At 41.1% G+C, this 24,997-nt stretch carries 27 protein-coding genes and 1 riboswitch; of the genes, 19 read left to right on the top strand and 8 right to left on the bottom strand.

What is annotated here, in order from left to right:
- Positions 1-12 precede the first annotated feature (12 nt).
- Entirely contained in the window at positions 13-783 is a 771-nt protein-coding gene (locus FXF70_RS09460) for an ABC transporter ATP-binding protein (protein ID WP_048001453.1), read from the bottom strand.
- 15 nt (positions 784-798) lie between these two features.
- Positions 799-1,800, bottom strand: a complete 1,002-nt coding sequence (locus tag FXF70_RS09455; RefSeq protein WP_007501920.1) for an ABC transporter substrate-binding protein — start codon at positions 1,798-1,800, stop codon at positions 799-801.
- A gap of 173 nt (positions 1,801-1,973) precedes the next feature.
- On the opposite strand from FXF70_RS09455, the gene FXF70_RS09450 reads away from it, so the two are divergent.
- Genes FXF70_RS09450 through FXF70_RS09425 form a run of 6 tightly spaced genes read left to right on the top strand, consistent with a single transcriptional unit; the run spans position 1,974 to position 7,110 of the window.
- Entirely contained in the window at positions 1,974-2,702 is a 729-nt protein-coding gene (locus FXF70_RS09450; RefSeq protein WP_148780148.1) for a carotenoid biosynthesis protein, read from the top strand.
- Positions 2,671-3,417, top strand: coding sequence for a lysophospholipid acyltransferase family protein (locus FXF70_RS09445; RefSeq protein WP_148780147.1), 747 nt, complete (start codon positions 2,671-2,673; stop codon positions 3,415-3,417). The genes FXF70_RS09450 and FXF70_RS09445 overlap by 32 nt, the downstream gene beginning before the upstream one ends.
- Complete coding sequence (locus tag FXF70_RS09440; RefSeq protein WP_148780146.1) at positions 3,402-4,529, top strand: glycosyltransferase family 2 protein; 1,128 nt, start codon at positions 3,402-3,404, stop codon at positions 4,527-4,529. The genes FXF70_RS09445 and FXF70_RS09440 overlap by 16 nt, the downstream gene beginning before the upstream one ends.
- Positions 4,526-6,007 carry a phytoene desaturase family protein gene (locus FXF70_RS09435; RefSeq protein ID WP_148780145.1) on the top strand — a complete coding sequence of 494 codons (1,482 nt, stop codon included), beginning with the start codon at positions 4,526-4,528 and terminating at the stop codon, positions 6,005-6,007. The genes FXF70_RS09440 and FXF70_RS09435 overlap by 4 nt, the downstream gene beginning before the upstream one ends.
- A 26-nt stretch (positions 6,008-6,033) precedes the next feature.
- Positions 6,034-6,828 (top strand): alpha/beta hydrolase family protein, encoded by a 795-nt coding sequence (locus FXF70_RS09430; RefSeq protein ID WP_008342969.1) that lies wholly within the window; start codon positions 6,034-6,036, stop codon positions 6,826-6,828.
- A gap of 39 nt (positions 6,829-6,867) precedes the next feature.
- The gene (locus tag FXF70_RS09425) at positions 6,868-7,110 is read left to right on the top strand and encodes a DUF2584 domain-containing protein (RefSeq protein ID WP_017358362.1); all 243 of its coding nucleotides are present in this window, start codon (positions 6,868-6,870) and stop codon (positions 7,108-7,110) included.
- A 40-nt stretch (positions 7,111-7,150) separates the two neighbouring features.
- On the opposite strand, the gene pckA is transcribed toward FXF70_RS09425, so the two are convergent.
- On the bottom strand, positions 7,151-8,737 hold the full coding sequence (pckA, locus tag FXF70_RS09420) for a phosphoenolpyruvate carboxykinase (ATP) (protein ID WP_007501908.1): 1,587 nt from the start codon (positions 8,735-8,737) through the stop codon (positions 7,151-7,153).
- A 226-nt stretch (positions 8,738-8,963) separates the two neighbouring features.
- Positions 8,964-9,097: riboswitch (SAM riboswitch) on the top strand.
- Positions 9,098-9,292: 195 nt separating this feature from the next.
- On the opposite strand from pckA, the gene metK reads away from it, so the two are divergent.
- Together metK and asnB are read left to right on the top strand one after the other, a co-directional pair.
- Positions 9,293-10,495 carry a methionine adenosyltransferase gene (gene metK / locus FXF70_RS09415; RefSeq protein WP_007501907.1) on the top strand — a complete coding sequence of 401 codons (1,203 nt, stop codon included), beginning with the start codon at positions 9,293-9,295 and terminating at the stop codon, positions 10,493-10,495.
- A gap of 148 nt (positions 10,496-10,643) precedes the next feature.
- A complete protein-coding gene (asnB, locus tag FXF70_RS09410) occupies positions 10,644-12,542 on the top strand; it encodes an asparagine synthase (glutamine-hydrolyzing) (RefSeq protein ID WP_008342976.1) in 1,899 nt (632 codons plus the stop codon).
- Between the two features lie 141 nt (positions 12,543-12,683).
- Here asnB and FXF70_RS09405 read toward each other — a convergent pair whose 3' ends face one another.
- Complete coding sequence (locus FXF70_RS09405; protein ID WP_008342977.1) at positions 12,684-13,199, bottom strand: gamma carbonic anhydrase; 516 nt, start codon at positions 13,197-13,199, stop codon at positions 12,684-12,686.
- 45 nt (positions 13,200-13,244) lie between these two features.
- On the opposite strand from FXF70_RS09405, the gene FXF70_RS09400 reads away from it, so the two are divergent.
- The 3 genes from FXF70_RS09400 (at position 13,245) to FXF70_RS09390 (ending at position 16,132) form a co-directional block, all read left to right on the top strand.
- Positions 13,245-14,024: an alpha/beta hydrolase gene (locus tag FXF70_RS09400; protein WP_019743683.1), complete on the top strand. Its 780-nt coding sequence runs from the start codon at positions 13,245-13,247 to the stop codon at positions 14,022-14,024.
- Positions 14,025-14,053: 29 nt separating this feature from the next.
- On the top strand, positions 14,054-15,133 hold the full coding sequence (locus FXF70_RS09395; protein WP_148780144.1) for a tetraprenyl-beta-curcumene synthase family protein: 1,080 nt from the start codon (positions 14,054-14,056) through the stop codon (positions 15,131-15,133).
- A gap of 222 nt (positions 15,134-15,355) precedes the next feature.
- Positions 15,356-16,132, top strand: a complete 777-nt coding sequence (locus tag FXF70_RS09390) for a sporulation protein (RefSeq protein WP_108611329.1) — start codon at positions 15,356-15,358, stop codon at positions 16,130-16,132.
- A 20-nt stretch (positions 16,133-16,152) separates the two neighbouring features.
- On the opposite strand, the gene mnmM is transcribed toward FXF70_RS09390, so the two are convergent.
- Both mnmM and mnmL read right to left on the bottom strand, forming a co-directional pair.
- Positions 16,153-16,731 carry a tRNA 5-(aminomethyl)-2-thiouridylate-methyltransferase MnmM gene (gene mnmM / locus FXF70_RS09385; RefSeq protein ID WP_035391055.1) on the bottom strand — a complete coding sequence of 193 codons (579 nt, stop codon included), beginning with the start codon at positions 16,729-16,731 and terminating at the stop codon, positions 16,153-16,155.
- On the bottom strand, positions 16,728-17,693 hold the full coding sequence (gene mnmL / locus FXF70_RS09380) for a tRNA modification radical SAM protein MnmL/YtqA (RefSeq protein WP_017358356.1): 966 nt from the start codon (positions 17,691-17,693) through the stop codon (positions 16,728-16,730). Before mnmL ends, mnmM begins: the two co-directional genes overlap by 4 nt.
- Positions 17,694-17,845: 152 nt before the next feature.
- Here mnmL and FXF70_RS09375 point away from each other — a divergent pair, with 152 nt between their 5' ends.
- From FXF70_RS09375 to FXF70_RS09340, 8 genes are all read left to right on the top strand, one after another.
- A complete protein-coding gene (locus tag FXF70_RS09375) occupies positions 17,846-18,121 on the top strand; it encodes a YtzC family protein (protein WP_008361717.1) in 276 nt (91 codons plus the stop codon).
- Between the two features lie 149 nt (positions 18,122-18,270).
- The gene (locus tag FXF70_RS09370; RefSeq protein WP_046344268.1) at positions 18,271-18,603 is read left to right on the top strand and encodes a hypothetical protein; all 333 of its coding nucleotides are present in this window, start codon (positions 18,271-18,273) and stop codon (positions 18,601-18,603) included.
- Between the two features lie 265 nt (positions 18,604-18,868).
- Positions 18,869-19,048, top strand: a complete 180-nt coding sequence (locus FXF70_RS09365) for a hypothetical protein (protein ID WP_017358354.1) — start codon at positions 18,869-18,871, stop codon at positions 19,046-19,048.
- A gap of 17 nt (positions 19,049-19,065) precedes the next feature.
- Complete coding sequence (locus FXF70_RS09360) at positions 19,066-19,458, top strand: GntR family transcriptional regulator (protein ID WP_017358353.1); 393 nt, start codon at positions 19,066-19,068, stop codon at positions 19,456-19,458.
- A complete protein-coding gene (locus tag FXF70_RS09355) occupies positions 19,451-20,329 on the top strand; it encodes an ATP-binding cassette domain-containing protein (protein WP_007501894.1) in 879 nt (292 codons plus the stop codon). The genes FXF70_RS09360 and FXF70_RS09355 overlap by 8 nt, the downstream gene beginning before the upstream one ends.
- Positions 20,323-21,318, top strand: a complete 996-nt coding sequence (locus tag FXF70_RS09350) for an ABC-2 transporter permease (protein ID WP_148780143.1) — start codon at positions 20,323-20,325, stop codon at positions 21,316-21,318. Before FXF70_RS09355 ends, FXF70_RS09350 begins: the two co-directional genes overlap by 7 nt.
- A gap of 21 nt (positions 21,319-21,339) precedes the next feature.
- On the top strand, positions 21,340-22,038 hold the full coding sequence (locus tag FXF70_RS09345; protein WP_007501890.1) for an ABC transporter ATP-binding protein: 699 nt from the start codon (positions 21,340-21,342) through the stop codon (positions 22,036-22,038).
- Positions 22,028-23,338 (top strand): ABC transporter permease, encoded by a 1,311-nt coding sequence (locus tag FXF70_RS09340; protein ID WP_008342997.1) that lies wholly within the window; start codon positions 22,028-22,030, stop codon positions 23,336-23,338. The genes FXF70_RS09345 and FXF70_RS09340 overlap by 11 nt, the downstream gene beginning before the upstream one ends.
- 65 nt (positions 23,339-23,403) lie before the next feature.
- Here the strand turns inward: FXF70_RS09340 and FXF70_RS09335 are convergent, their stop codons facing one another.
- Positions 23,404-24,099 (bottom strand): sunset domain-containing protein, encoded by a 696-nt coding sequence (locus FXF70_RS09335; RefSeq protein ID WP_148780142.1) that lies wholly within the window; start codon positions 24,097-24,099, stop codon positions 23,404-23,406.
- Between the two features lie 87 nt (positions 24,100-24,186).
- Entirely contained in the window at positions 24,187-24,990 is an 804-nt protein-coding gene (gene ytvA / locus FXF70_RS09330) for a YtvA family blue-light photoreceptor (protein WP_007501884.1), read from the bottom strand.
- Between the last annotated feature and the right edge of the window lie 7 nt (positions 24,991-24,997).

The following is a 24,997-nucleotide window of genomic DNA, read 5'->3' as shown; positions in this document are numbered from 1 at the left end:
TCATGTAAAAGGTCACTGTGTTTCAACTGTCTTCAGCTCCTTCCAAATCGTTTGAAAGAGCTCTTGGAAACTTGCTGTCTGTCTCGCTTCAAAAGGAGAGAGCGTCCTCAGATCATCTGGAACCGTAAACATTCGCTGGATAGAGCCGGGATGCTTTGAGAATAAGAAAATGCGATCACTCATCGCAATGGCTTCGCCGATGTCATGCGTGACAAGAACAGCCGTTTTTTGGTAGTTTTTTAATGTGTGAAAGACGAGGTCTTCTAATGTCAGTTTCGTCTGGTAATCTAGTGCTGAAAATGGCTCATCTAGCAGAAGCAGTCCGGGATCAACTGCAAGCGTTCGGGCGAGAGCCGCACGCTGCCTCATCCCGCCTGACAGCTCCTTCGGGTATTTATCTTCGACATCATTGAGTCCAAGCTTTGGCAGTAAGCTAAGGGCAGCTGAGGTGGCTTCATGTGAATCTTGTTTTGCAATTTTTAACCCGAGAATGACATTTTCCTTGATCGTTTTCCAGGGGAACAAATAATCTTGCTGGAGCATATAACCGATTTGATGCTCCTGTTGATTTGGTTCTTTTCCTTCGATTAAAATTCGACCTTCAGACGGTGGCGTAATGCCTGCGATGATGGAAAGCAAGGTTGTTTTCCCGCAGCCGCTAGGACCAATAAATGAGATGAATTCACCTTGAGTGATCTCCATATTGATGTGCTGTATGGCCGTTGTTTTTTCTTTTAAAGAGAAGTATGTGTGGGTCACATGGTCAATTTGAAGGAAAGACATGTGCTACCTCCTGTTCTATTTGTGATCTGTGACCTTCCTTGCAATGGATGAATCGACAAGTTGTTTGTACGGGATAAATTCCGGCAGTTCACCACTTGCCTTCATGATTTCCTGTAATTTGTTCCATTCCTCTTCATTTAGAAGGGGATCTGTTGCATAGGAGTTCTGCTGTTTGTAACGTTTGATAGCTGTTGATAAGACATCAAGGTCTGTATCAGGAAATTGAGATTGGATTGTCTTGGCAATCTCCTCTGGGCTCTTTGCTTTGACCCATTTTTGCGCTTTGTAAATGGCACGAGTAAAGGCTTCAGCTGTCTCTTTGTTTTCCTCTAAGTAACTCTTCTTTGCCATAAAGGTGGTATAAGGCACCTTGCCGGAAGCCTCACCAAAGGAGGCGGTAATGTACCCTTTGCCTTCTTTTTCAATTAAGGAAGCTGTCGGTTCGAATAACTGCACAAAATCGCCAGTTCCAGAGGAAAAAGCACCTGAAATGTTGGCAAAATCAATATTTTGAATCATGCGAAGATCCTGTTTCAAATCAATGCCTTCTTTTTTCAGGACATATTCACCGACCATTTGCGGCATGCCGCCTTTCCGTTGTCCGAGAAAGTCTTTTCCTTTCAATTGATCCCAAGAAAATTGATTGATTTTTTCCCTTGAAACAAGAAATGTACCGTCTGTTTGTGTCAGCTGTGCAAAGTTCATGACAGAGTCTTTCGTGTCTTGTGCTTCCACATAAATAGAAGATTCAGATCCGGTCAGAGCGATATCAGCGCCGCCGGATAAGAGAGCTGTCATTGTTTTATCGCCGCCCCAAGTGGTCTTTAATTCAACCTCTAAGCCTTCATCTTTGAAAAATCCTTCGGATAGGGCGACATAAAGCGGTGCATAAAAGACCGAATGGGTCACCTCGGCTACTTGTACGGTCTGCTCTTGGTCTTTTTTACAGGCGACAAATGGAATAAAGAGCAGGACAACGAATATGAATGCCAGTCTGACTTTAATGGAACGATTCAAGAGTAATTCGCCTCCTTTGTTCTAGATCACTAATTAAAGTATGTCAAAAGGGATTTTTGGTGAGTGCCTAGATGAAATAAGAAGCGCATTGTTTATTTATAGAACGTGTCTTTTTTTCTATACTAGAAGCATGAATGCTTTCTTGTATTTGGAAGAAATAAAGGGGCGGTTTCGTGTATAGATTGAGTTGGGTATTTGTAGGTTGGTATGTAGTAGGTCTTATTTTAATGGTCTTTTTTGAAGTGCCGGCATGGCTTCAGTTTGCGAATGGTATCTTTCTTGTGCTTTACGCCTGCTGCGTCATTGAGATTGGCCGAAATATTTACGGGGCATGGAGCTTTGTAATCGTAAGAGCAGCCATTGTGGGTGTGTTGACGTTTACAGTTGAATGGGTGGGGATCACAACTGATTTTCCATTTGGAGCCTATGATTATTATCCGACGCTTGGATTTCTTGTGGCAGGAGTGCCTTTGACGATCGCTTTTGCATGGGTTGGTGTGTTTTTAAATAGTCTTTTTTTATCAAGACAACAATCGAAGTGGAAACGAGCCGTCGAAACGGGTATATGGATTGTACTGCTTGATCTCATATTAGATCCGGTAGCGGCTGAACGAAAGTTTTGGGTGTGGTATGACGGCGGAGGTTTCTTTGGTATCCCTTTTGAGAATTTTGTCAGCTGGGGTATCATTGGAGCAGGACTTTCATTTCTGTTCCCGCTCGTATCAATTGATCTGCAGGCATTGCGCTGGAATGGGCGTATTTATCAGGCCATGGTGTTCTTCTTTGGTCTTTTAGCATTAAATGGCGGGCTGGATGTCATTTTTTATTTAGCACTGATCATTGTCATCTTGTGTGAAGGAAGGGTTCGATTTGAAAGAAAGCGACAAAAACCGATCGTTTAGACGACTCTTTTATTTTTATCTTGAACGATATTTACTGAACAAACATTTTCGCTGTGTCATGATGAAAGGTACGGTTGACCCAAAGGAGAAGCATCCTGTTCTTTATCTTGCTAATCACAGTTCATGGTGGGATGGACTGATCATTTTTCTTTTAATAGAACAAATGTCTGAGCTGGATCATGCCATGATGATGGAAGAGAAGCAGTTAAAGCAATATGCTTTTTTTCAAAAACTTGGTGCATTTCCAGTTCATAAAGAGAAGCTGAAAAGTGTCAAGCAGGCATTAATGACCGCAAAGGAGAAGATGGAGGCTGGAGGGGCTGTGTGGCTCTTCCCGCAGGGGAAAATTATGCACCAAGACATAAGGCCGCTTGAACTGGAAGGCGGAGCTTCTTTTTTAGTCAGGCAATTTGAGCAGGTCGTCATCAAACCTGTGACGCTGCATTATACATTTAATCAATTTCAAAAACCGACAGTATCGGTTGAGTTTGGAGAAGATATCCTAGTAGCTGGCGGATCACTTCGCAGTAAGGAAGTAACAAGTTTACTCGGAGACCTGCTTGAAACACAGTTAAACGCACATCAAGCACAGGTTATTGCTGATCCAGATTTTTCAACAAACGAACCATTTAGGCAGGTGACAAGGACAAGCCGGTCAACTAGTGATGCGTTTGATTCCTTTAAAAAGTGGGTGAAAACATGGCGATCTTCTTAATTGTCATCAGTGTTTTGCTGCTCTGCCAATTGATGTTTACGATTTGGAATATGAAGCAATTTCCTGTACTCAAGCCGGCATCTCTTGCACCTGATGAACGCATTTCATTATCGATCCTCATTCCAGCGAGAAATGAAGAAAAACGGCTGGAAGCCTGCCTTCAGTCGATTGTTGATCAGCGTCTCCATCCGAAAGAGTTGATCGTGCTGGATGATCACTCGACAGATCAGACGAGAATGATTGCAGAGGGCTTCGCAGAGACATATCCATGGATTCGTGTGCAGTCAGGTCAAGTATTGAAGCGCGGCTGGCTTGGAAAATCATATGCTTGTTCCCAGCTTGCTGAGGCAGCATCTTCTGATTGGCTGTTATTTTTAGATGCAGATGTCCGCTTAAAACAAGGAGCTATTGAAGCGGTGTACAAGCAGTTATGCATACAAAAAACGGGCATGCTTTCAGGTTTCCCAGAGCAAAAAACGGGAACGCCTTTTGAGCATCTTGTCGTTCCTATGATGATGTTTACGATTGGCTGTCATCTGCCAGTGAAGTGGGTCAGAACATCTCAACATCCTGCTTTTGCCGCAGCACATGGCGGCTTTATTGCCATTGAAAAGAACTGTTATCACGAAATAGGTGGTCATGAAGCGATCAAGGATTCTCTTGTGGATGATATGGCTTTGGCTAAACGAGTGAAAGAGAAGGGCTTTCCGTTCACACTGGCAAGTATTCATTCTTTTGTCTACATGAGAATGTATGAGAGTGGACAGGAAGTATGGGAAGGATATCGGAAAAATTTGTTCCCGGGAGTGAATCGAAACATTGCTTTGTTAAGCAGTGTCTTTTGTTTATACTCCGTCCTTTATGTAGTTCCTGTTCTTTGCTTTATGATCGCACTGATTCATTTTGATGTGGTCAATCTCTGTTTAGCCCTTCTTTGCTACGGGCTTGGTGTATCCATTAAAGCGGTCATTGATATCGAAAATGGAAGAACGTCTACGATGGCCTTTTTATTGCCTGTCAGTATCATGAGCCTGATGGCCATTGGTTTTGCTTCTATGAAAATTGGGCTGAAAAAAGAAGGCTATGAATGGAAAGGAAGAAGGTACGAATGAAAAAAGTGATCATTATTGGCGGCGGACTTGGCGGGTTATCGGCTGCGATTCGCTTACAGTCACGCGGTTTCCAGGTCACCATTTTAGAAAAAGAAGCTTCTTTAGGCGGGAAATTACAACGCCATCAAGCGTCTGGCTACTCTTTTGATTTAGGACCGAGTACCATTACAATGAAGGCGTATTTTGAGGAAGTATTTACCTCCTGTCATAGACGAATGGAGGATTATGTGACGTTTTATCCGATTTTCCCCCTTACTAAAAATGTTTTTTCAGATGGACATACGGTCGAGTTTACGCCAGATATTGAGCAAATGGAATCACAAATTGCAGTTTTTAGTCCAGAGGATGCACAGCGATACCGGGCATTTTTACAGGAATCGAAGAAGCTTTTTCAAATGGCAGAGGATCAGTTTTTAAATCGTTTATTATTGACCTGGAAGGATAAAGCGGATGTCAAGCTAATGAAAGCCCTTCTTACTGTCAAACCTTTTACATCTGTTCAGCGCTTGCTGCGTCAATATTTTCGTCATCCTCATACATTGGCGATGTTTGGCCGGTATGCGACTTACATTGGCTCTTCTCCATACGAGGCACCTGCTATTTTTAATATGATGGCTTATTTAGAAGGAGAAAAAGGCATTTATGGTATTAAGGGCGGTACGTATCGTTTAGTTGAGGCATTTGAGACACTGGCAAAGGAATTGGGTGTCCAAATTCATCTCAATGAATCAGCCAAAAAGATTCATGTAAAGAATAAGCGAATCCAAGGAGTTGAAACGGATCAACAGTTATATGAAGCAGATCAAGTCATTGCGGGGGCAGATGCACTGACTGTTTATCGCCAATTAATTGATGAAGAAGACCGCCCGAGCTTTGGAAATCAAAAACTGGCAAACATTGAGCCATCGTTATCAGGTTTTGTTCTTTTGTTGGGCGTCCCTAAAGTCTATGAACAACTGTCTCATCACAACGTGTTTTTTCCAGAGAATTATGAACAAGAATTCAAGGATATTTTTCAGAAAAAACAGCTTCCTCATGATCCGACGCTTTACATCTGTTATTCAGGTCATTCAGAGCCAGCTTTAAGCGGAGGACCAGGAAGAAGTAACTTGTTTGTATTAGCCAATGCGCCATATGTGACAAAAGAGCAAAATTGGGACATGCTAAAGGAGACATATGGCCAGCTTATGAAAACAAAACTAAAGGAAAAGGGTCTCTTTGATCTTGACCAGCTTGTAGAATTTGAAGCGGTACAAACCCCGCTTGATTTACAGCAAAAAACGGGAGCGTATCATGGGGCCATTTATGGCATGTCGTCAAACTCATTCAAGCAGGCATTTTTTCGCATCAATAATCAATCAAAGGATATTGAAGGACTTTGGTTTGTTGGGGGCACAAGTCATCCAGGCGGCGGCACTCCGATGGTGACAAAATCAGGACAGCTCGTCGCAGAGGCCATTATCAAGAATTTGACGTAACACCGAATGAAAAGGAGAGAATTCAAGTGATTGTGGAAAAGAGAAGGTTCCCGTCGCCACATCCGCATATTCACTTATATACAGTGACATATGAGGCCGATGGACTTCGGATGAAGGGGCTGCTCGCTGAACCGGCCGGAGAAGGTCTCTATGACGGTTTTTTATATTTACGGGGCGGCATTAAAAATGTGGGAATGGTTAGACCTGGCCGAATTGTGCAATTTGCTGCGCAAGGGTTTGTCGTCTTTGCGCCCTTCTACCGAGGGAATCAAGGAGGCGAAGGGAACGAGGATTTTGCCGGAGAAGATCGGAAAGATGCATTTGCTGCATTTCAGCTGTTGAAACATCATCAAAAGGTGAAGCAGGAGCGCATTCATATCTTTGGTTTTTCTCGCGGCGGAATTATGGGCATATGGACCGCTGTTGAAATGAAGCATGAGGCCGCTTCCTTTGTGACATGGGGAGGCGTAAGTGATATGAAGCTCACCTATGAAGAACGTGTGGATATGAGAAGAATGATGAAGCGTGTGATTGGAGGTCCTCCGCATAAGGTACCAGAAGCATATGAGGCTAGAACGCCTTTGAATGATGTGCACCAAATTGAAGCACCTGTCTTAATCATTCATGGGGAGCTGGATGAGAATGTATCCATTGAGCATGCGTATTTATTAGAAGATGCCCTGCGTCAGCATGGCAAATCTGTGGAAACATGGTATTTTCACGGATATCATCATTATTTCCCGCCACAGCATAACCGGGAGATTGTCAGACGGCTGACGACATGGATGCACAGCCGAAAAGGCGGAAATGTGGTAAAATAAACGGTAGAAAGAAATATAGAAAGTAGGGGGATTTTCATTATGGGAATGCCTGTTGAATTTAATACAATGATTGTCACAAAAGGAAAAGAGACAAGAATTGAAGAAAATGTGTTTGAGCTCATGAAGGAAGGGTACCGCATTTATCCATTAAATATTCCGCTTGAGGTGCGTAAAACGAAAGACGGAGAAAAAACGGGAACAGCACATGTTGAAAAGCTGGAGCTCACAGACAATATCACGAAGGTGACGTACCGTCTTGTGTCATTGCATTCAACGAACTAAAAAAGCTGAGGGAATGAATCCCTCAGCTTTTTCCTTTTGACTAGACGAGTGGTCCGCCTTTTGCTTCAATATCACTTGCTGCATGGCTGAATTTTTTAAAGTTCTTTTTAAATTCATTTGCAAGGAAGTTTGCTTTTTCTTTGTAAGCCTCTTGATCGTCCCATGTTTTAGCAGGCTGAAGCACTTCATCTGGCACTCCTGGAATATGAAGCGGGATGTGTAATCCGAAGATGTCGTCAGTGATCATTTCAGCGTTGTCAAGATCTCCTTCGATCGCTGCCTGCACCATTGCTCTTGTATGAGCAAGATTCATTCGTTTGCCCGTACCGTAGCCGCCGCCAGTCCAGCCTGTATTCACGAGGAATACTTTTGCGCCGTGCTCATCGATTTTTTTACCAAGCATTTCAGCATAGACATGAGCAGGAAGTGGCAAGAATGGTGAACCAAAGCAAGTAGAGAACGTTGTTTCTGGTGACGTCACGCCACGCTCAGTTCCCGCTAATTTACTTGTGTAACCGCTCAAGAAGTGGTACATCGCCTGTTCTTTCGTTAAACGGCTGATTGGAGGTAAAACGCCGAATGCATCAGCTGTTAAAAAGACGATGGCAGATGGGTGACCTGCAATACTTGGTTTCACGATGTTATCAATCATTTCGATCGGGTAAGCCGCACGTGTATTTTCAGTAAAGAATGTGTCATCATAATCTGCTTCACGTGTTTCTTCATCAAGTACTACATTTTCAAGCACTGATCCGAAGCTGATGGCTTTGTAAATTTGTGGTTCTTTTTCTTCACTTAAGTTCACGCATTTTGCATAGCATCCGCCTTCAATATTGAAGACACCTGTGTTAGACCAGCCGTGCTCATCGTCTCCAATCAGCTTGCGGCTTGCACTTGCAGAAAGCGTCGTTTTTCCAGTACCTGAAAGGCCGAAAAATAAAGCAACATCGCCTTCTTGACCGACGTTAGCAGAGCAGTGCATAGATAAAATATCTTGTTCAGGAAGCAGGTAGTTCATAACAGAAAAAATGGATTTTTTCATCTCTCCTGCATATTCTGTTCCACCGATCAGAATCGTACGTTTTTCAAAAGAAACGATAATAAACGTTTCAGAGTTTGTGCCATCTGTTTCAGGATCTGCTTTAAAGTGAGGTGCAGATAAGATGGTGAAAGGTTTTTCGTTTGATGATGGTGTTGATCCATCAGGTCTGATGAATAGCTGCTTTGCAAAGAGATTGTGCCAAGCGAATTCATTTACAACTGTAATTGGCATACGGTATTTTTCGTCAGCACCGGCAAAACCATCAAAGACAAATAGTTCATCACGTTCTTTTAAGTATGACACAACCTTTGTATATAAACGATCAAATGCCTCTTTCGAGATCGGCTGATTGACTTGACCCCAATCAATTTTATGTTCAGAGTTTTCTTCTTTTACGATGAATTTATCTTTAGGCGAACGTCCAGTGTAGGCACCCGTTGTGGCGCGTACAGCACCAGTTGAAGTTAAAACGCCTTCATTACGTGCCAAAATCTTTTCAACAAGTTTCGGAACAGATAAATTTTGGTGCGTATTTTCTAATGAGAGCAATGACTGCAAATCTTCTTTTAAATCCACTGAGTTCATAAAAAACCCTTCCTTTACCGTTGAATTTGTTTGTTTTGATTAGTATAACACATTGATAATAATAGTCTATACTATTTAAATATTTTTGTGTGTGTTTTTTCATTTCTGCTATGAAAATATGCTTTTTGGTGATGCTAATGATGAGGTGAAAAAAGAGGGGAGATAATTCCTATGAACCATTGACATGACGCAAGGGTTTAAGATAAGATATCTTATTGAACGGATACTCTTATCCCGAGTTGGTGGAGGGACAGGCCCGATGAAGCCCAGCAACCGGTTTCTTATGAAAAGGCATGAACATGCTGAGAAACCAAGGTGCTAACCTGATGCAAGGTACAAGAACACCTTGAGCGATAAGAGTGAAAGGCATGCGATCTCAGACCCTTTCCTCGCAATGAAGGAAATGGTTTTTTTATTTTTGGGATATCATATGAACAAATTGCCAATAACATCTCTAATATAAACATGTTGAAATATAAGAGGGAACGAGTTCCGTATCATATTGGAGGCCTCATCTTGGGATGATGTGGTCTTGTACAGGAGGAAATAGCCATTATGAGTCAAAATCGTCGTTTATTTACTTCAGAATCAGTGACCGAAGGACATCCAGATAAAATCTGTGATCAAATTTCAGACAGCATTTTGGATGAAATTTTAAAGAAAGATCCAAATGCACGTGTTGCCTGTGAAACTTCTGTAACAACCGGTCTCGTATTAGTAAGCGGTGAGATTACAACGTCTACTTATGTCGACATTCCAAAGACGGTGCGTGACACGATTAAGGAAATTGGCTACACACGTGCGAAATATGGTTTTGATGCGGAAACATGTGCGGTTCTTACATCAATTGATGAACAGTCTGCTGACATTGCGCAAGGTGTAGACAAAGCGCTTGAAGCACGTGAAGGAACAATGACTGAAGAAGAAATTGATGCGATCGGTGCAGGTGACCAAGGTCTTATGTTTGGTTTTGCAAACAACGAAACTGAAGAGCTTATGCCACTGCCGATTTCTCTTGCACATAAATTATCTCGCCGTTTAACAGAAGTACGCAAGAATGAAACACTTGCATACCTTCGTCCAGACGGAAAAACTCAAGTAACAGTTGAATATGATGAACAAAACAAACCAGTTCGTATTGATACGGTGGTTATTTCTACACAGCATGCACCAGAAGTGACGCTTGAACAAATTCAAAGCGACTTAAAAGAGCATGTCATCCGCCCTGTCGTTCCAAGTGAACTGATCGATGAAGAAACAAAATACTTCATCAACCCAACAGGCCGCTTTGTCATCGGTGGACCTCAAGGGGATGCTGGTTTAACTGGACGTAAAATCATCGTTGACACTTATGGCGGGTATGCTCGTCACGGTGGCGGTGCTTTCTCTGGTAAGGATGCAACGAAGGTTGACCGTTCTGCAGCATATGCGGCTCGCTATGTAGCGAAAAACATCGTAGCAGCTGGTCTTGCAGATTCATGTGAAGTACAGCTTGCTTATGCAATTGGTGTTGCACAGCCTGTCTCCATTTCAATTGATACATTTGGAACAGGAAAAGCCTCTGAAGAGAAATTAATTGAAGTGGTACGTGCAAACTTTGATCTTCGTCCAGCCGGCATTATTAAAATGCTTGACTTACGTCGTCCGATCTATAAACAAACCGCTGCATACGGACACTTTGGCCGTCATGACTTGGATCTTCCATGGGAAAAAACGGATAAAGCCGACACGCTTCGCAAGGAAGCATTAGGACAATAACAACATACAAAACCGCTTATTTTAAGCGGTTTTCCTTTTGATTAAAAAAAATTCTACAAAAAGCGTAAAAATGTGAAACAAAATTGGACAAAATACTGTCTAATTATAGGTCTACTTTTAAGAAATAACATAACGTGGAGGCAATAATATGTGTGGGTTTGTTGGTGTATTTAATCACCGTCCATTGTCCGAAACTACTGAGCAGGAAGAGTTAATTAAGCAAATGAATCGTCTCATCGTTCATCGAGGTCCGGATGATGAGGGGTACTTTCATGATGAGCATGTAGGATTTGGATTTAGACGTTTAAGTATTATAGATGTTGAACACGGAAAGCAGCCGCTTTCTTATGAAGATGAAAAATATTGGATTATTTTTAACGGAGAAATTTATAACTATGTGGAGCTGAAAGAAGAGCTTGTGAAAAAAGGCTATACGTTCAGCACAGATTCTGATACGGAAGTCCTTCTTGCCACATATCGCCACTATAAAGAAGAAGCGGCATCGAAGCTTCGCGGCATGTTTGCCTTTTTAATTTGGGATAAAGAAGCGCAGTTATTATATGGCGCAAGAGATCCTTTCGGGATTAAACCGCTCTATTTTACACAAATGGATGACCAAGTGTACTTTGCTTCTGAACGCAAAAGCTTAATGGCTGTGAATGAGAACATCTTATTTGATGAGACTGCTTTGCAGCAGTACATGTCTTTTCAGTTCGTTCCTGAGCCAAATACACTTGATCAAAAAGTGCACAAAGTTGAGCCAGGTCATCAGTTTACACTGCGTCCAGGCCAAGACATTGCATTTAAGACTTACTGGAAAGTTCAATTCAAACCTGAGCAAACACAAGAGCAGAAATTAGTAGAAGAAGTACGTGATGCTATCTATGATTCTGTAAAAGTCCACATGAGAAGTGATGTGCCTGTTGGTTCATTCCTATCAGGCGGGATCGATTCTTCTTTCATCGTGTCGGTCGCAAAGGAATTTCACCCTGAACTGAAGACATTCTCTGTTGGTTTCCAGCAGGATGGATTCAGTGAGGTGGATGTAGCAAAAGAAACAGCTGATAAGCTGGGATTGCAAAACTTTAGTGCTGTGATTTCTCCTGAGGAATATATGAATGAGCTTCCGAAGATCGTCTGGCATTTAGATGATCCTTTGGCTGATCCAGCGGCGATTCCATTGTATTTCGTGGCAAAAGAAGCGAAAAAACAAGTCACAGTTGTTCTTTCAGGTGAGGGAGCAGACGAGCTGTTCGGTGGATATAATATTTACCGTGAGCCGCTGTCTCTAAAGCCTTTTGAATCTGTACCATCCATGCTGAAAAAGCTTCTTCTTCGTCTGGCTCGTTTAATGCCAGAAGGAATGAAAGGGAAGAGCTTTATCGTTCGCGGCTGTACGCCATTAGAGGAACGTTATATCGGCAATGCAAAAATCTTTGAAGAGCCAGTGAAGAAAAACCTCTTAAAGCAGTATGATCCGAACATCACGTATCGTGACGTGACGAAAACATACTTCGAGGAAAGTGCAGGCTACAGTGATATTAACAAAATGCAATATGTTGATATTCATACGTGGATGCGCGGGGATATCCTGCTGAAAGCAGATAAGATGACAATGGCGAATTCTCTTGAGCTTCGTGTTCCATTCCTTGATAAGGTCGTATTTGAAGCAGCTTCTAAAATTCCAGAAGAGCTGAAAACGAAAGACGGCACAACGAAATATTTATTGCGTAAAGCAGCAGAAGGCATTGTGCCGGACCATGTGTTAAACCGTAAAAAACTAGGTTTCCCTGTGCCAATTCGTCATTGGCTGAAAAATGAGATGAACGCTTGGGCGAAAGATATCATTAAAAACAGTCAAACAGATGAATACATTAACAAGGCATATGTTCTTGATTTATTAAATGATCATTGTGCTGGAAAAGCCGATCATAGCCGTAAGATTTGGACTGTCCTGATCTTTATGATCTGGCATAGCATCTATGTAGAGCGCAGCATTGATCCAGAGCAGTTGAATCACCAGCCGAAAGAAGTTATTTTTAGCTAATGAAAAAGGTTTTCAGCTTTGTGCTGAAAACCTTTTTTGTCATGATAGAAAGTGGTGGAAAAGGGTAAAATAACAAGCGGTACACAGTTATTGCTTAATATCCTGAAAAAAACATGATAAAGTGAAGATACATGTATGATGTTAACGCGATAAAAGGGAACGATAGTATTGTCCTTTTTCTACATATTCTCTGCGGATACGATCCATGTCTTGGATATCTTCATCTGTTAACTGGCGAACGACTTTGGCTGGACGGCCAAAAGCGAGTGAACCTTTTGGGATGACTTTTCCTTGCGGGACAAGGCTACCTGCACCAATAAAGGCTCCTTCGCCAATTTCCGCACCATCGAGAATGATGGATCCCATGCCAATGAGGGCATTTTTTCGAATGATAGAGCTATGTAATGTGACTTGGTGTCCAATGGTAGCACCATCTTCAATCAGAAGTGTTTTTCCAGGACTTTGATGCAGACAGGATAAGTCTTGAATGTTGACGTTTTTTCCAATTCTCACAGGAGCTACATCTCCTCTAATGACCGTTTGGAACCAAACGCTTGAATATTCTCCAATTGTGACATCACCTGTAATGGTGGCATTTTCTGCAACAAAGACCGATTCATGAATCTCAGGTGTAAACTGATGATATGGATAAATCACTTTTTCGACTTCCTTTCTTAATACAACATTTGTGAGGTGTTTACTTTGTGGACTTGGCATGCTGAAAGACCGGTTGGTACAATTGTCATTGTACATGGTGCTAGTGAATATCATGGCCGATATAAATGGCTGATCGAAATGTGGCGAAATGCAGGCTATCACGTCGTCATGGGTGACCTGCCTGGGCAAGGGACATCGACACGTGCGAGAGGCCACATTCGTTCTTTTCAAGAATACATTGATACAGTCGATGAATGGATTGAACATGCGAAGTCGTTCAGACTTCCGACATTTTTACTTGGACATAGTATGGGGGGACTGATTTCGATTGAATGGTTCAAGCAGTATACCCATACGAAGATTGATGGCCTTATTTTATCATCACCTTGTTTAGGTCTGCAATTTAAACCGAAGAAGCTGATGGATTTTGCGTCAAAAGGGCTAAATGTGCTGGCGCCGTCTTTTAAAGTCGAATCTGGGCTGTCGATCGAACTTGCCACACGGAATCAAGATGTGATTGAGGCGGATTCGAATGATTCGCTTTATGTGACGAAGGTGTCGGTTCGCTGGTATCGAGAACTGGTCAAAAATATCGATGCTGCGATGCAGCCTACGAATGTTTTTCGGTCGATTCCACTCCTGCTCATGCAGGCAGGCGATGACAAGATTGTAGATAAAACAAGAGTGATGAAATGGTTCAATGGCATTGAATCAACCAATAAATCATACCGTGAATGGGAAGGGCTTTATCATGAAATTTTTAATGAGCCCGAGAGAGAAGATGTGTTTAAGGCGGCAAGAGCCTTTACTGATCAATATATTTGATTGTGAGCTTAAGTTGGGGGTGGATTGATTTGTCAGTACCAGAACGTCCTTTTGCACTGATGACGAAGGTGTATAAAGATATTTTTCCGCTAGTTCATCAGGAGCTAAAAAAGTGGCGGGCGCATGCAGAAATGATTGAAAATGAAGAACTGAGAACGCAGGCACTAGCGAGCATATCCAGTAAAACCTTTCACTGTGAAGGCGGGGGAATTTTATCTCTGCTTGCAGGTGAAGCGAAGGAAACGTGTATTGAATTCATTGTGGCGTACCAAACGATTAGCGATTACTTAGATAATTTGTGTGACCGCAGTACATCACTTGATCCAAAGGATTTTCATATGCTGCATCAGGCAATGAGAGATGCACTCGATATTCATGCGGAGCTTAAGCCGTATTATCAATTCCGTGATGATCAAGAGGATCATGGGTACCTGCATGCGCTAGTCAGGACGTGCCAAGATATGCTGTCACGTCTAGCGCATTATCCGATCATTCAGCCCTATTTACATACGCTGTGTGATTATTATAGTGATTTACAAGTACATAAGCATGTGGTTCCTCATGAGCGTGAACCTCGATTAGAGTCATGGTTCCGCCAGTATGAAAAGGATTTACCGAAGATGGAGTGGTATGAGTTTTCCGCATGTGCAGGATCAACGTTGGGTATTTTCTGTCTTGTGGCTTATGCACTGCAGCCTGATTTTACAGAGAAGCAGGCGAAGCAAATTTACGAAAGTTATTTCCCTTATATTCAAGGTCTGCACATCTTACTGGACTATTTAATCGACCAAGAAGAGGACAGGCTGGAAGGCGATTTGAATTTTTGCTCGTACTACAACTCTCATCATGAGATGATGGATAGACTACAGCATTTTATTGAAAAAGCGGATGAACAGCTGAAAGGCATTCCACACGAGAATTTTCACAAACTAATCAATAGAGGGTTACTTGCGGTTTATTTGTCTGATGAAAAAGTGACAGCCCAAAAAGAGATGAACAAGCTGGCAAAGCGGTTGATCAAATCAAGCGGGAAAACATCGTTCTTTTTCTATATCAATGGCAGAGCCTATCGAACCTATCAGAAAATGCCTTGGATGAAATCTTCTTAACGTATAAAATAAGCCCATCGGCTTGTAGAAAATGTTTTTCTACAAGCTTTTTTGTATTGAACTGTTTCGCTTGTATCCTCTTTTTTCATTACAATCCTCTTATCTGCTGCCGATATTATTCTTAGTGTACGAAAAATAGGAGAAAAGTATGGATCGAATGAATCGTATCTACTCCTTATGACGTATATTTGTTGGAAAACTTAAAAAAGGGGAAGGTCGAATATGTCATTTTTTAAAAAATTTGCAGCAAGTGTAGGAATCGGTGCAGCAAAAGTGGATACAATTTTGGAGAAAGATGCGTATGAACCGGGAGAAGAAGTAAAGGGAACAGTCCATGTGAAGGGCGGAAAAGTGCCTCAAGATATTCGCTATATTGATTTAAAGTTGAAAACATGGTACACCATTGTAAAAGATGATGAAGAGCAGCGAAAACACACAACCATCCATTCTGTCCGAGTGACTGAATCATTCACGATTCAGCCTGGGGAAGCCCATCAGTTTACATTCTCATTTCACCTTCCTCTTGATACACCAATGACTGTAGGTAAAGTAGAGGTGGCTGTTGTGACAGACCTTGATATTCAAGGTGGTATTGATAAATTTGATCATGACCGCATTTTCGTAAGCGCGCACCCTTGGGTGAAACGTGTGCTTGAGGCTGTTGGAAACTTAGGCTTTCACCTTCATGAAGCAGACTGTGAAGAAGCACCTTATTTCAGGCGCCGCCTTCCCTTTGTTCAAGAGTTTGAGTTCATACCGACTTCCGACTATTATCGTCAAATGCTTGATGAGTTAGAGGTGATTTTCTTCATTGATGAAGAGGGGCTAGATCTCATTTTTGAAGTCGATCGCAGAGCAAGAGGGCTGCGTGGTTGGCTGGAAGAAATGTATAATGACGGAGAACAGCTTGTACGTGTCCGCTTTACTCAATCAGAGCTTGCAGATGCAGAAGAGCTGGAAGTAGTGCTTGAAGAAATCATTGATCAATACGCTTATTAAATAAAAAAAACTCAAATCCATTAAGAGGATTTGAGTTTTTTTTCGATGGCTACCACAAAGGGCGGATCGTTTTGAATATTCATGTATTGATAAGAGATCACCTGTACTTCTTCGTGATGGAGTGTTTTGCAATAATCAAGAAGGATGTCCTTCTCTTTTTTTCCTTCGGGATGACCGTGGTAAATCACAAGAACGATCAGACCACCAGGCTTAAGCCAATCCATGAGCTGTTTGATCGCTTCAATGGTCGTATGAGCCTGAGTCGTGACGGTTTTATCGCCTCCTGGTAAGTACCCAAGATTGAACACTGCACCAGATATGTGACCATAAGCTTCGGCTGGCAGATGCTCAGCAAGTTGTTCATGTCCGTCATGGATCAGGTGAACGTAAGGGTAGTGCTCACCAAGTCTTTTGCTTGTTTGCTCGATGGCTTCCTTCTGTACATCGAATGCGAAAACTTGTCCATCCTTCCCGACAAGGTCAGCTAAATAGCGTGTATCATGGCCATTTCCCATCGTTGCATCAATGACAATATCGCCTTTTTGACAAGCACGCTCTAACAGCTCTTTACTAAAAGGGAGCATCCGTTTTAAAATCATTTTGCCGCTTCTTCCAATCTGACGAAGCGTTTGCCTTGGTAGCTGTTACGTCTTTCAAGCTCAGCATTTATGGCATTGAGCACTTCCCATTTATTCACACTCCACATTGGACCTACCATTAATTCAATGGGACCATCGCCTGTAATACGATGAATGATCATTTCTGGGGGCAGGATCTCCAGCTGATCACAGACAAGCTGGACATATTCCTCTTGGCTGAGAAATTCTAGTTTGCCTTTCTCATATTGCTTCACCATCGGTGTTCCTTTTAACAGGTGAAGTAGATGAATTTTAATTCCTTGCACATCTAAATCAGCGACAGCTTTTGCTGTTTCCATCATCATATCTCGGTTTTCAAGAGGAAGACCGTTGATGATATGTGAACAGACTCGAATGCCATGTTTTCGCAGTTTTTCTACACCTTCTACGTAGCATTCATAATCATGAGCACGGTTGATGAGCATCGCTGTCCGCTCATGTACAGTTTGTAGACCAAGTTCAACCCATAGATACGTCCGCTCATTTAACTCAGCTAAATATTCCACGACGTCATCTGGCAGACAATCAGGTCTTGTGGCAATCGATAAACCAACCACTCCATCCAGGTTCATAACGGTTTCGTATTTTTCTTTTAAAACAGGCAGCGGCGCATGTGTATTTGTGTAAGCTTGGAAATACGCCATGTATTTTCCGTCTTTCCATTTTGTATGCATCCGGTCCTTGATTTCATTAAATTGAGTGATGAGATCATCCGCACGGTTCCCTGCAAAATCACCAGATCCTGCTGCGCTGCAAAATGTGCAACCTCCATGTGCGACAGTACCATCACGGTTTGGACAATCAAAGCCACCGTCTAATGCGACTTTAAATACTTTATGACCAAAGTGCTCACGCAAATGATAATTCCATGTGTGATAACGTTTTTCGCTGTTTGAATATAAAAAAGGGTTATGCTGATCCAAGTCAGTAACCTCCTTGCATAATAATAGGCATCCTTAAAGTTTAACAAAAATCACGAAAGAGGACAATTGAATCTGTCCAACATTTTCTTTAGTGAAAAAGCTTTACGTGGGCAAAATAGGCGAGAGCAATGATGAAATGGAGGAATGGCAAGATGGCAACAAGAAAATCAATCGATGAATTTGTCCAAAAAAGCACTGAGACTCTTGAGTTTGCAAGCGAACAGTTTGATTTGAGCTCTCGTCAAGAACATTATAACGAGGAAGAATTTTCAAAAGCGCAGCTCATGCTAGAGGATGCAGTGAATGAATTAGAAAAGTTAAAAGATGTCGCCAATGATCAGCAAAGAGAACGTTTAGACAGAACGCGTGTACAAATTCAAAGTCTGCAAAACCAAATGATTTTGGGTATTTCATACGATAACGAATGATGAACAGATCCTTCTTTTAAGGGTCTGTTTTATTTTTTGGCTGTTTTCGCAAAGATTGTTGTTTTTGGATATATATTTGTCATAGATTTTTATTCTGTTAAAGTATGTTATATATAGAAATTGCAAATATCTTCAAGGGGGTAGAAGAAATGTGGGAGACTCTTCCTGATTGGTTTTGGGCATTATATTACTTGTTTTTCTTAGCAACATTAGGAAACGCAATTTTCAGTGTTGTGAAAAATAAACAAAGGGGATTGTCCATTCTAACCATTGTATTTACTGTTACAATTCCGATGATTAGCCTGATAAATAGCATTGGTAGAGTAGAAGGAATGAATGAATTTGAACACTTATTTAGTCAATTGCGACAGGGTGCAGTTTGGTCTATCTTTACAGTTATAGGCTATATATTTTTATTAGTATGGTGGGTGCTAATCCTGTTCAAAAGCAAGTCCAAAAACAAAGGAATAGTATCTAATTAAAACATTGTAGAGACCTCAATATTCGGGGTCTTTTATTATGCACTTTTTCAGGCGATTATAAAAGTTATTAACGTGTTGAACACCCTAAACCAGCAGCAAACCTGGCTTCCGAAAGCTTTTAAGTAGCTTCGTCATTTTATCTGGTTCGTCTGCCTATTTTTTTCTAGAGTCCCTTGACTTTTCAATCAAGTGTCTATATTGTATTAAGTGTACTACATCAATTAATACACTATAGATACTTAAACGTGAAGAAAGGTGTTTAACCATGAAAAAAGGAAAAAAACCAATCAATTTAAAGTGGATGGTGCTGGCTGTTGCGTTAGCATGTACATTTTTTTTCGTTCTCGTTTTCATTGGTTTTGAAGTTCAAAAAGATTTTATTCCAAATTCGGTCCCTTTAATGCAAGGACATGATCAAGCGATAGGACTGCAAAAGCATGAATGAGAAAAGAGGGAGCCATCATGATTCAAATAGATCCAAGAAGCGCTGCACCAATATATGAACAAATCATTGAGCAGTTAAAAATTTTGTGCTTAAAAGGCGTGATGAAACCAGGTGACAAACTGCCCTCTGTGAGAGAGCTTGCCACCATTATTATTGCGAATCCAAACACCGTCAGCAAAGCGTATAAAGAGCTTGAACGGGAAGGAATTATTGAAACATTAAGAGGCCGTGGAACGTATGTGACAGAAGGTGCACAGTTAAAGCTGAATGAAGGGAAGGTGTTAGAGATGAAGGAGCAATTAAGGCAACTCATTATTGAAGCTCATTATGCCGGTATTGATATTCATCAACTCAAAGAGTGGTTGGAGGAGATCGGCTCAAGTCTAAAAGGAGGAAACCAAGTTGATTGAGGTCAGAAATGTATCAAAGAAATTAAATGGACGTGAAGTACTCAGCAACGTTTCCTTCAAGATAGGCGAAGGAGAGATCTTTGGCCTGCTTGGCCGGAATGGCTCTGGTAAAACAACACTTCTTCGCTTGATTCAGCAAATCCTTCTTCCAGATGAAGGAGAGATTTATTTTAAAGATGTACTCGTAAAAGACCACCCGTTAGTGAAGCAAAATATTGTGTATATGCCAGTCGTAAATCCCTACTTTGACCGGTACAATTATGGACAGCTTGTGAAGCTGTTAAAACAACTGTATCCAAAGTTTGACGTGACATATGCCAATGAGCTTGTGAACCGGTATGAGATTCCGGAAAAAGTGAAATACCGTGAATTGTCGACAGGTTTAAAGAAACAGCTGTCCCTCATTTTAAGTTTTGCCATCAAACCAGCAGTCATTTTGTTAGATGAGCCGACAGATGGGATTGATGCAGTCACAAGAAATGACGTTCTTCAGCTGATGATTGACGAGGTGGCAGAACGACAAACAACGATTTTAATTACATCTCACCGTTTAGAGGATATTGAGCGTATGTGTAACCGAATCGGGTTTTTGGAAGGAAATCAGCTCACAAGTGTTATGGATTTAGACGAATTAAAGAATGACTACGTTAAAATCCAGATGGCATTTGAAGAGGATATGAACTTAAGTATTAGAAAAAAAGGCGTTGCCATCTTAGATCAAGCAGGTGTGTTCTATACAGCACTTGTACTCAAAACAGATGAAGAAGCAAAAGAGTATTTGAAATCGCTTGAACCAAAAGTCTGGCATGAACTGCCTGTAAATTTAGAAGAAGTATTCATTGCAAAGTTTGGAGGGAAACGCAGATGGTAAAGCGGCAATTGTTATATAAGGAATGGAAGCAGTCTGAGCTGACATTCATTTTAGTGATGCTTGTTGCGGTCTTTGCGACGCCATTATCCTTTTTAATGGGATACTCATCCTTTCAAACTTGTTTAAACGATCCGACTTGTACACCACTCGATAATTACTTTTATTATGATTTCGGTTCTGATATGTTTATCACCTTTTCATGGACGATGAGTTTAATTTTTGCAATTACCCAGTTGGGTTTTGAAAGAAATAAAGGGCAAATTGATTTTACTTTATCTTTGCCGTTTAGCAGAACGACCATTTATCACACAAAGTTTTTCCTAGGTGCCGGAATTATCACGCTTGTTCATCTATTGTCATATGTCTTTACTTATATACTCATTTTATGCATTCAACCACAATATACGATTGCGTTTAACAGTGGTTATTTGATTGCACTTGTGTCCACCTTAATGTTTTATAGTTTGTGTCTTGCAGCAGGTGCTTTAACAGGAAGCGCAATTAGTCAAGCCATTGTTACATTCAGTACATCAATTTTACCTTATTTATTAATTTGGCTACCGATGTTTCATTTAGACTATTTATTAAAAACGGATAGAAGTTGGGTTGATATCAGTTATGACTACTTTATTATGCCCATAGCTCCAATTACTTATATAACAGACCGTTTTCAATTTCGAAATTTAGTTGAAAATCCAATTTGGTTTACAGGTGTAGAATTCATCGTGCCAATTGTGATGCTAATCGTATTTTATCTCATTGGTTTGTTTAGTTTTATTAAACATCCAGTTGAACGAAATGGACGATTCTTTGTTTACCCTAAAATGGATAGGCCCATTCAGATATTGGTCATTGCCTTCGGTGTTCTAGGATTTGGCTGGGTTGGATTTTCTTCAGACAATTCCATTTTTGGTTATATCGCTGGCATGTTAATCGGTGGAGCTGTAGGCGCGCTGACGAGTTATTTCTTAATCTATCGAAAAAGATAAATAGAGAGCAGGGGAGTAGAGATGATTCAAATTCAATCGTTAGATCATGTGTTTAAAATTGGGAAAAAGGGCAGGGAGAACGAGATTCCTGTGCTCAAAGACATTGACTTGTCTATTAAAAGAGGCGAAATTGCATGTATCGTCGGACGAAGCGGTTCGGGGAAATCAACTTTACTGAATTTAATATCGGGATATATTACGCCAACAAGCGGACAAATTATGGTTGATGGCACCAATGTGACCGGCTTTAATGAGAAGGAATGGGCAGACTTTCGGTTAGATCATTTTGGCTTTATCTTTCAAAGCTTTCAATTGATCGGGAGTTTAACAACATATGAGAACGTTGAACTTCCGCTCACTTTAAAAGGTGTGAAGCCGTCTGAGCGAAAAGTGAAAGTAAAGGAAATGCTGAAACGAGTTGGACTGGAACATCACGCAGGACATTATCCTAATGAACTGTCAGGTGGACAGCAGCAGCGTGTGAGTATTGCAAGAGCCTTGATCCTTAATCCGTCTATTATTTTAGCGGATGAGCCAACAGGCAGTCTGGATTCAGAAACTGAAGGCGAAATTCTAGCCTTTATCCAACAGCTTAATCGTGAAAAAGGAATTACATTTGTCATCATTACACATGACGATGAAGTCGCTTCAATCGCAGACACAACGTTCCAGCTTCATGATGGTGTATTAAAGAAAGGGGATCAGTCCATTGAAATTTAGAGATCAGGTCAAATTCATCAGAAGAAATATGAAGAAAAATAGATTGCGTGTGTTTATGACCATACTTGCAACGACAATGGCATGCTCTTTCTTAATCGTTCTAGCGTCAGTTGGTTTTGGTCTGCAAAAATCGGCTCAAGATGAAATCATGAAACAACAAATTATCACAGAAATTAAAGTGTTAGGCAAAGAAAAAGGTGACGTCAAGGTTGACGATTTAAAGAAATATGATCATGCGAAATCTGTCGTTGCGAGAACGTCAATCATTCCATCGGTTCACGTCGAGCTCGATAATCGCTCAAGTGATACGCAGGCTGTACTGACAGATATGAAAGAAGAAAAAGAGGCAGGCCTTGAACTAGACCGTGGAAAAGTCCCAACATCGGCGAATGAAATTGTAGTTGGGTATCAAATGGCAGAACAACTTTGGACGGAAAAAGAACGAAAAGACTATGAAAAAGAAATGAATCAGACATCAAATGGTGAAGAGACACCGGAAGAGCCAAAAGGCTATACGAAGGAAATTTTAAACAAAGTCATTCAAATCAAGGTACCAAAACTGAATGAAGAAAATGAAGTGGTGAAAGAAAAGACGTTCGATTTCCGTGTCGTCGGTGTATTGAAGAAACCGAATTTGGAGTGGCAGCAGGATCATAAAATTCTTATTCCGAATGCTTATGAAAAAGAATTTAGTCAAGTGCTCGATCTGTCTCCTGATGCAGGAAATGTCGAAAAAATGACGTCTGTCTATGCTGATAAGTTCGACAATGTCGGTGCGCTCACAGATAAGCTGACAGATGACGGCTATCAAGTCATCTCTGTGACGAATCAGCTTGAAGGAATGGATATGTTCTTTACAGTCTTTAAAATTGGACTCATCTTTGTTGGATGTATTGCGGTCATTATTTCGGCGATTGGCATTTTCAATACGATGACAATGGCCGTTACAGAGCGGACACAAGAGATTGGGATCATGAAAGCCATCGGTGCGAATCCTTCCATTATTAAGCGAATGTTCCTCATGGAAAGTGCTTATATTGGGGTGATTGGATCGATCATCGGGATTATCATCTCGTACATCGTTAGTTTTGCAGTGAATTTAATCATTCCAGCGATTTTGTCTTCCATGTCTGAAGGGGGATCCAGTGATCAATTCTCGATCACCTTCTCCTATATTCCGCTAAGCCTTGTGGTCACAGCAACAGTGATTAGTGCAGGAGTCGCCATTATTTCTGGACTCAATCCAGCACGTAAGGCGACAAAAACGAATGTATTAACAGCACTAAGAAGAGAAATTTAAAAAAGAACCTCCTGTACCTATACTATAGTAGGCTGACAGGAGGTTTTTTTATCGTCAAAAGATGTCTATTGCTTTGGTGCCCGGTACCCTGCACGCTCAGCTTCTTCTACGGAGCAGAACATTTTGGTCACGTTTTTTGTCCGTGAGTAGTATCTGCTGCTCGGTGTGTGATATATGCCGTTGACACTTCCTTTAATATTACAGGCGGCAGATTCTTTTTTTGTTTCTTTTTGTGACTCATGACCGCCAGTATTCGACCCATCATCTTTAGGAGCAGATCGCTGGGCCGATGACGTGGTGTCTTTGTTTACTTTCTGGTGTTCTTTTTTGAGTGTTTCGTTTGTAGAAGTTAGCTTGTCTATTTTCTCTTCAAGCTCATGGATGGTTTTTTCTTGCTGTTTGACTGTCTTCTTTTCGGAGGTGATGGTTTCTAATTTCTTGGATAGCTTTTCTTTTTCTTTGGTCACGTCTTCTAAAGAGGCCGTCAGCGTTTCTTTGTCTTCCTTTAGACGAGAAAGGTCAGATGCTAATTGTTTTTGCTCTTTCAGCAGCTGTTCAGAAGATGGATCTGCTTGTGCCTTCGGAGCACCTGTGCCGGCAAACGGTAATGACATAATAGAAAAAACAAGACCAATGGTCAAAAAAGGATAGAAGAGTTTTTTTGAAAAGATTTGTTGATTTTGGTGTTTAAGTAATAAGAAATTAACGGCATATCCTATGGCGAAACAAATACATAAAAGACCTATGATGAGTAACATCATCGTCTAGCAGCCCCCCTAAATCGCTATTTACACCTATCATACCTCATTTTTCCATTTTGGGGAGCGGTTCAATTAAAAAAACCCTGTTTATACAGGGTTTTCAGCTAATGGCAATCCTTTGATTGCTTCTTTTACTGTTAAGTAAGTGATCGTATTCTGGAAGTCTGTATCTAAGTCTTTCATTTTCATCGCAAGCTGTGGTTTGATCCCAGTGATGATGAGTTCAGTTCCAGTTAAGTTCAGCAGGTGATGTAGTTTGAAAATTCGCGCTGCAACGGAATCATCGACATCGATTAAACCAGAAAGATCGACAATTAAATAATCATCCTTTGAATCTTCTAATATACAAGTTAACTTCGCGACGATGGCATCAAAGCGTTCTTCTGATAATTTTCCGATGAGTGGAAGAGCGGAAACACCATTTTTGATTGGGACAATTGGCGTCGACAGAGAGGTGACTTCCTGTAAGGAATCTTCTAGGAGTTGTTCATATTCTTTCTGCTTTGTAATGTCCTTTTGAAAGCCAATAAAAAATGTTTTGTCATCTTGTTCAATGTATAGAGGATCTATATTGAGTTCATTCCAAAAAAAAGTACCGTCTTTTTTATAATTTTTGAGCTGTGTGGTAATAGGTGTTTTGTTTTGAATTCCGTGACGTATTAAGGCAAGTTGCTCTTGATTTGTGTCTTTTCCTTGGAGGAATCGACAATTACGTCCAAGAATCTCATCTGGTTTGTATCCAGTCATTTGTGTAAAGCCATGATTCACATAAACGATAGGGTTATCCTCTAAAGAAGGGTCTGTAATGACAACACCAATCCGCGCATGATCCAGCGCTTTTTTTATGAGTTCAAGCTGTTTTTGCAATCCGAAGATGTTCGAGCTGACCATATTACCC

The organism is Bacillus sp. Y3, from assembly GCF_008123875.1.
GTDB lineage: Bacteria > Bacillota > Bacilli > Bacillales > Bacillaceae > Bacillus > Bacillus altitudinis.
This window is presented reverse-complemented; position numbering and strand designations above follow the sequence as displayed.

Coding starts and splice junctions, on each gene's coding strand:
- FXF70_RS09460 (WP_048001453.1), bottom strand. CDS start 783: ATGTCTTTCCTTCAAATTGACCATGTGACCCACACATACTTCTCTTTA.
- FXF70_RS09440 (WP_148780146.1), top strand. CDS start 3,402: ATGGCGATCTTCTTAATTGTCATCAGTGTTTTGCTGCTCTGCCAATTG.
- FXF70_RS09435 (WP_148780145.1), top strand. CDS start 4,526: ATGAAAAAAGTGATCATTATTGGCGGCGGACTTGGCGGGTTATCGGCT.
- FXF70_RS09425 (WP_017358362.1), top strand. CDS start 6,868: ATGGGAATGCCTGTTGAATTTAATACAATGATTGTCACAAAAGGAAAA.
- pckA (WP_007501908.1), bottom strand. CDS start 8,737: ATGAACTCAGTGGATTTAAAAGAAGATTTGCAGTCATTGCTCTCATTA.
- metK (WP_007501907.1), top strand. CDS start 9,293: ATGAGTCAAAATCGTCGTTTATTTACTTCAGAATCAGTGACCGAAGGA.
- asnB (WP_008342976.1), top strand. CDS start 10,644: ATGTGTGGGTTTGTTGGTGTATTTAATCACCGTCCATTGTCCGAAACT.
- FXF70_RS09390 (WP_108611329.1), top strand. CDS start 15,356: ATGTCATTTTTTAAAAAATTTGCAGCAAGTGTAGGAATCGGTGCAGCA.
- mnmM (WP_035391055.1), bottom strand. CDS start 16,731: ATGATTTTAAAACGGATGCTCCCTTTTAGTAAAGAGCTGTTAGAGCGT.
- FXF70_RS09375 (WP_008361717.1), top strand. CDS start 17,846: ATGGCAACAAGAAAATCAATCGATGAATTTGTCCAAAAAAGCACTGAG.
- FXF70_RS09370 (WP_046344268.1), top strand. CDS start 18,271: ATGTGGGAGACTCTTCCTGATTGGTTTTGGGCATTATATTACTTGTTT.
- FXF70_RS09365 (WP_017358354.1), top strand. CDS start 18,869: ATGAAAAAAGGAAAAAAACCAATCAATTTAAAGTGGATGGTGCTGGCT.
- FXF70_RS09360 (WP_017358353.1), top strand. CDS start 19,066: ATGATTCAAATAGATCCAAGAAGCGCTGCACCAATATATGAACAAATC.
- FXF70_RS09350 (WP_148780143.1), top strand. CDS start 20,323: ATGGTAAAGCGGCAATTGTTATATAAGGAATGGAAGCAGTCTGAGCTG.
- FXF70_RS09345 (WP_007501890.1), top strand. CDS start 21,340: ATGATTCAAATTCAATCGTTAGATCATGTGTTTAAAATTGGGAAAAAG.
- FXF70_RS09335 (WP_148780142.1), bottom strand. CDS start 24,099: ATGATGTTACTCATCATAGGTCTTTTATGTATTTGTTTCGCCATAGGA.
- ytvA (WP_007501884.1), bottom strand. CDS start 24,990: ATGGTCAGCTCGAACATCTTCGGATTGCAAAAACAGCTTGAACTCATA.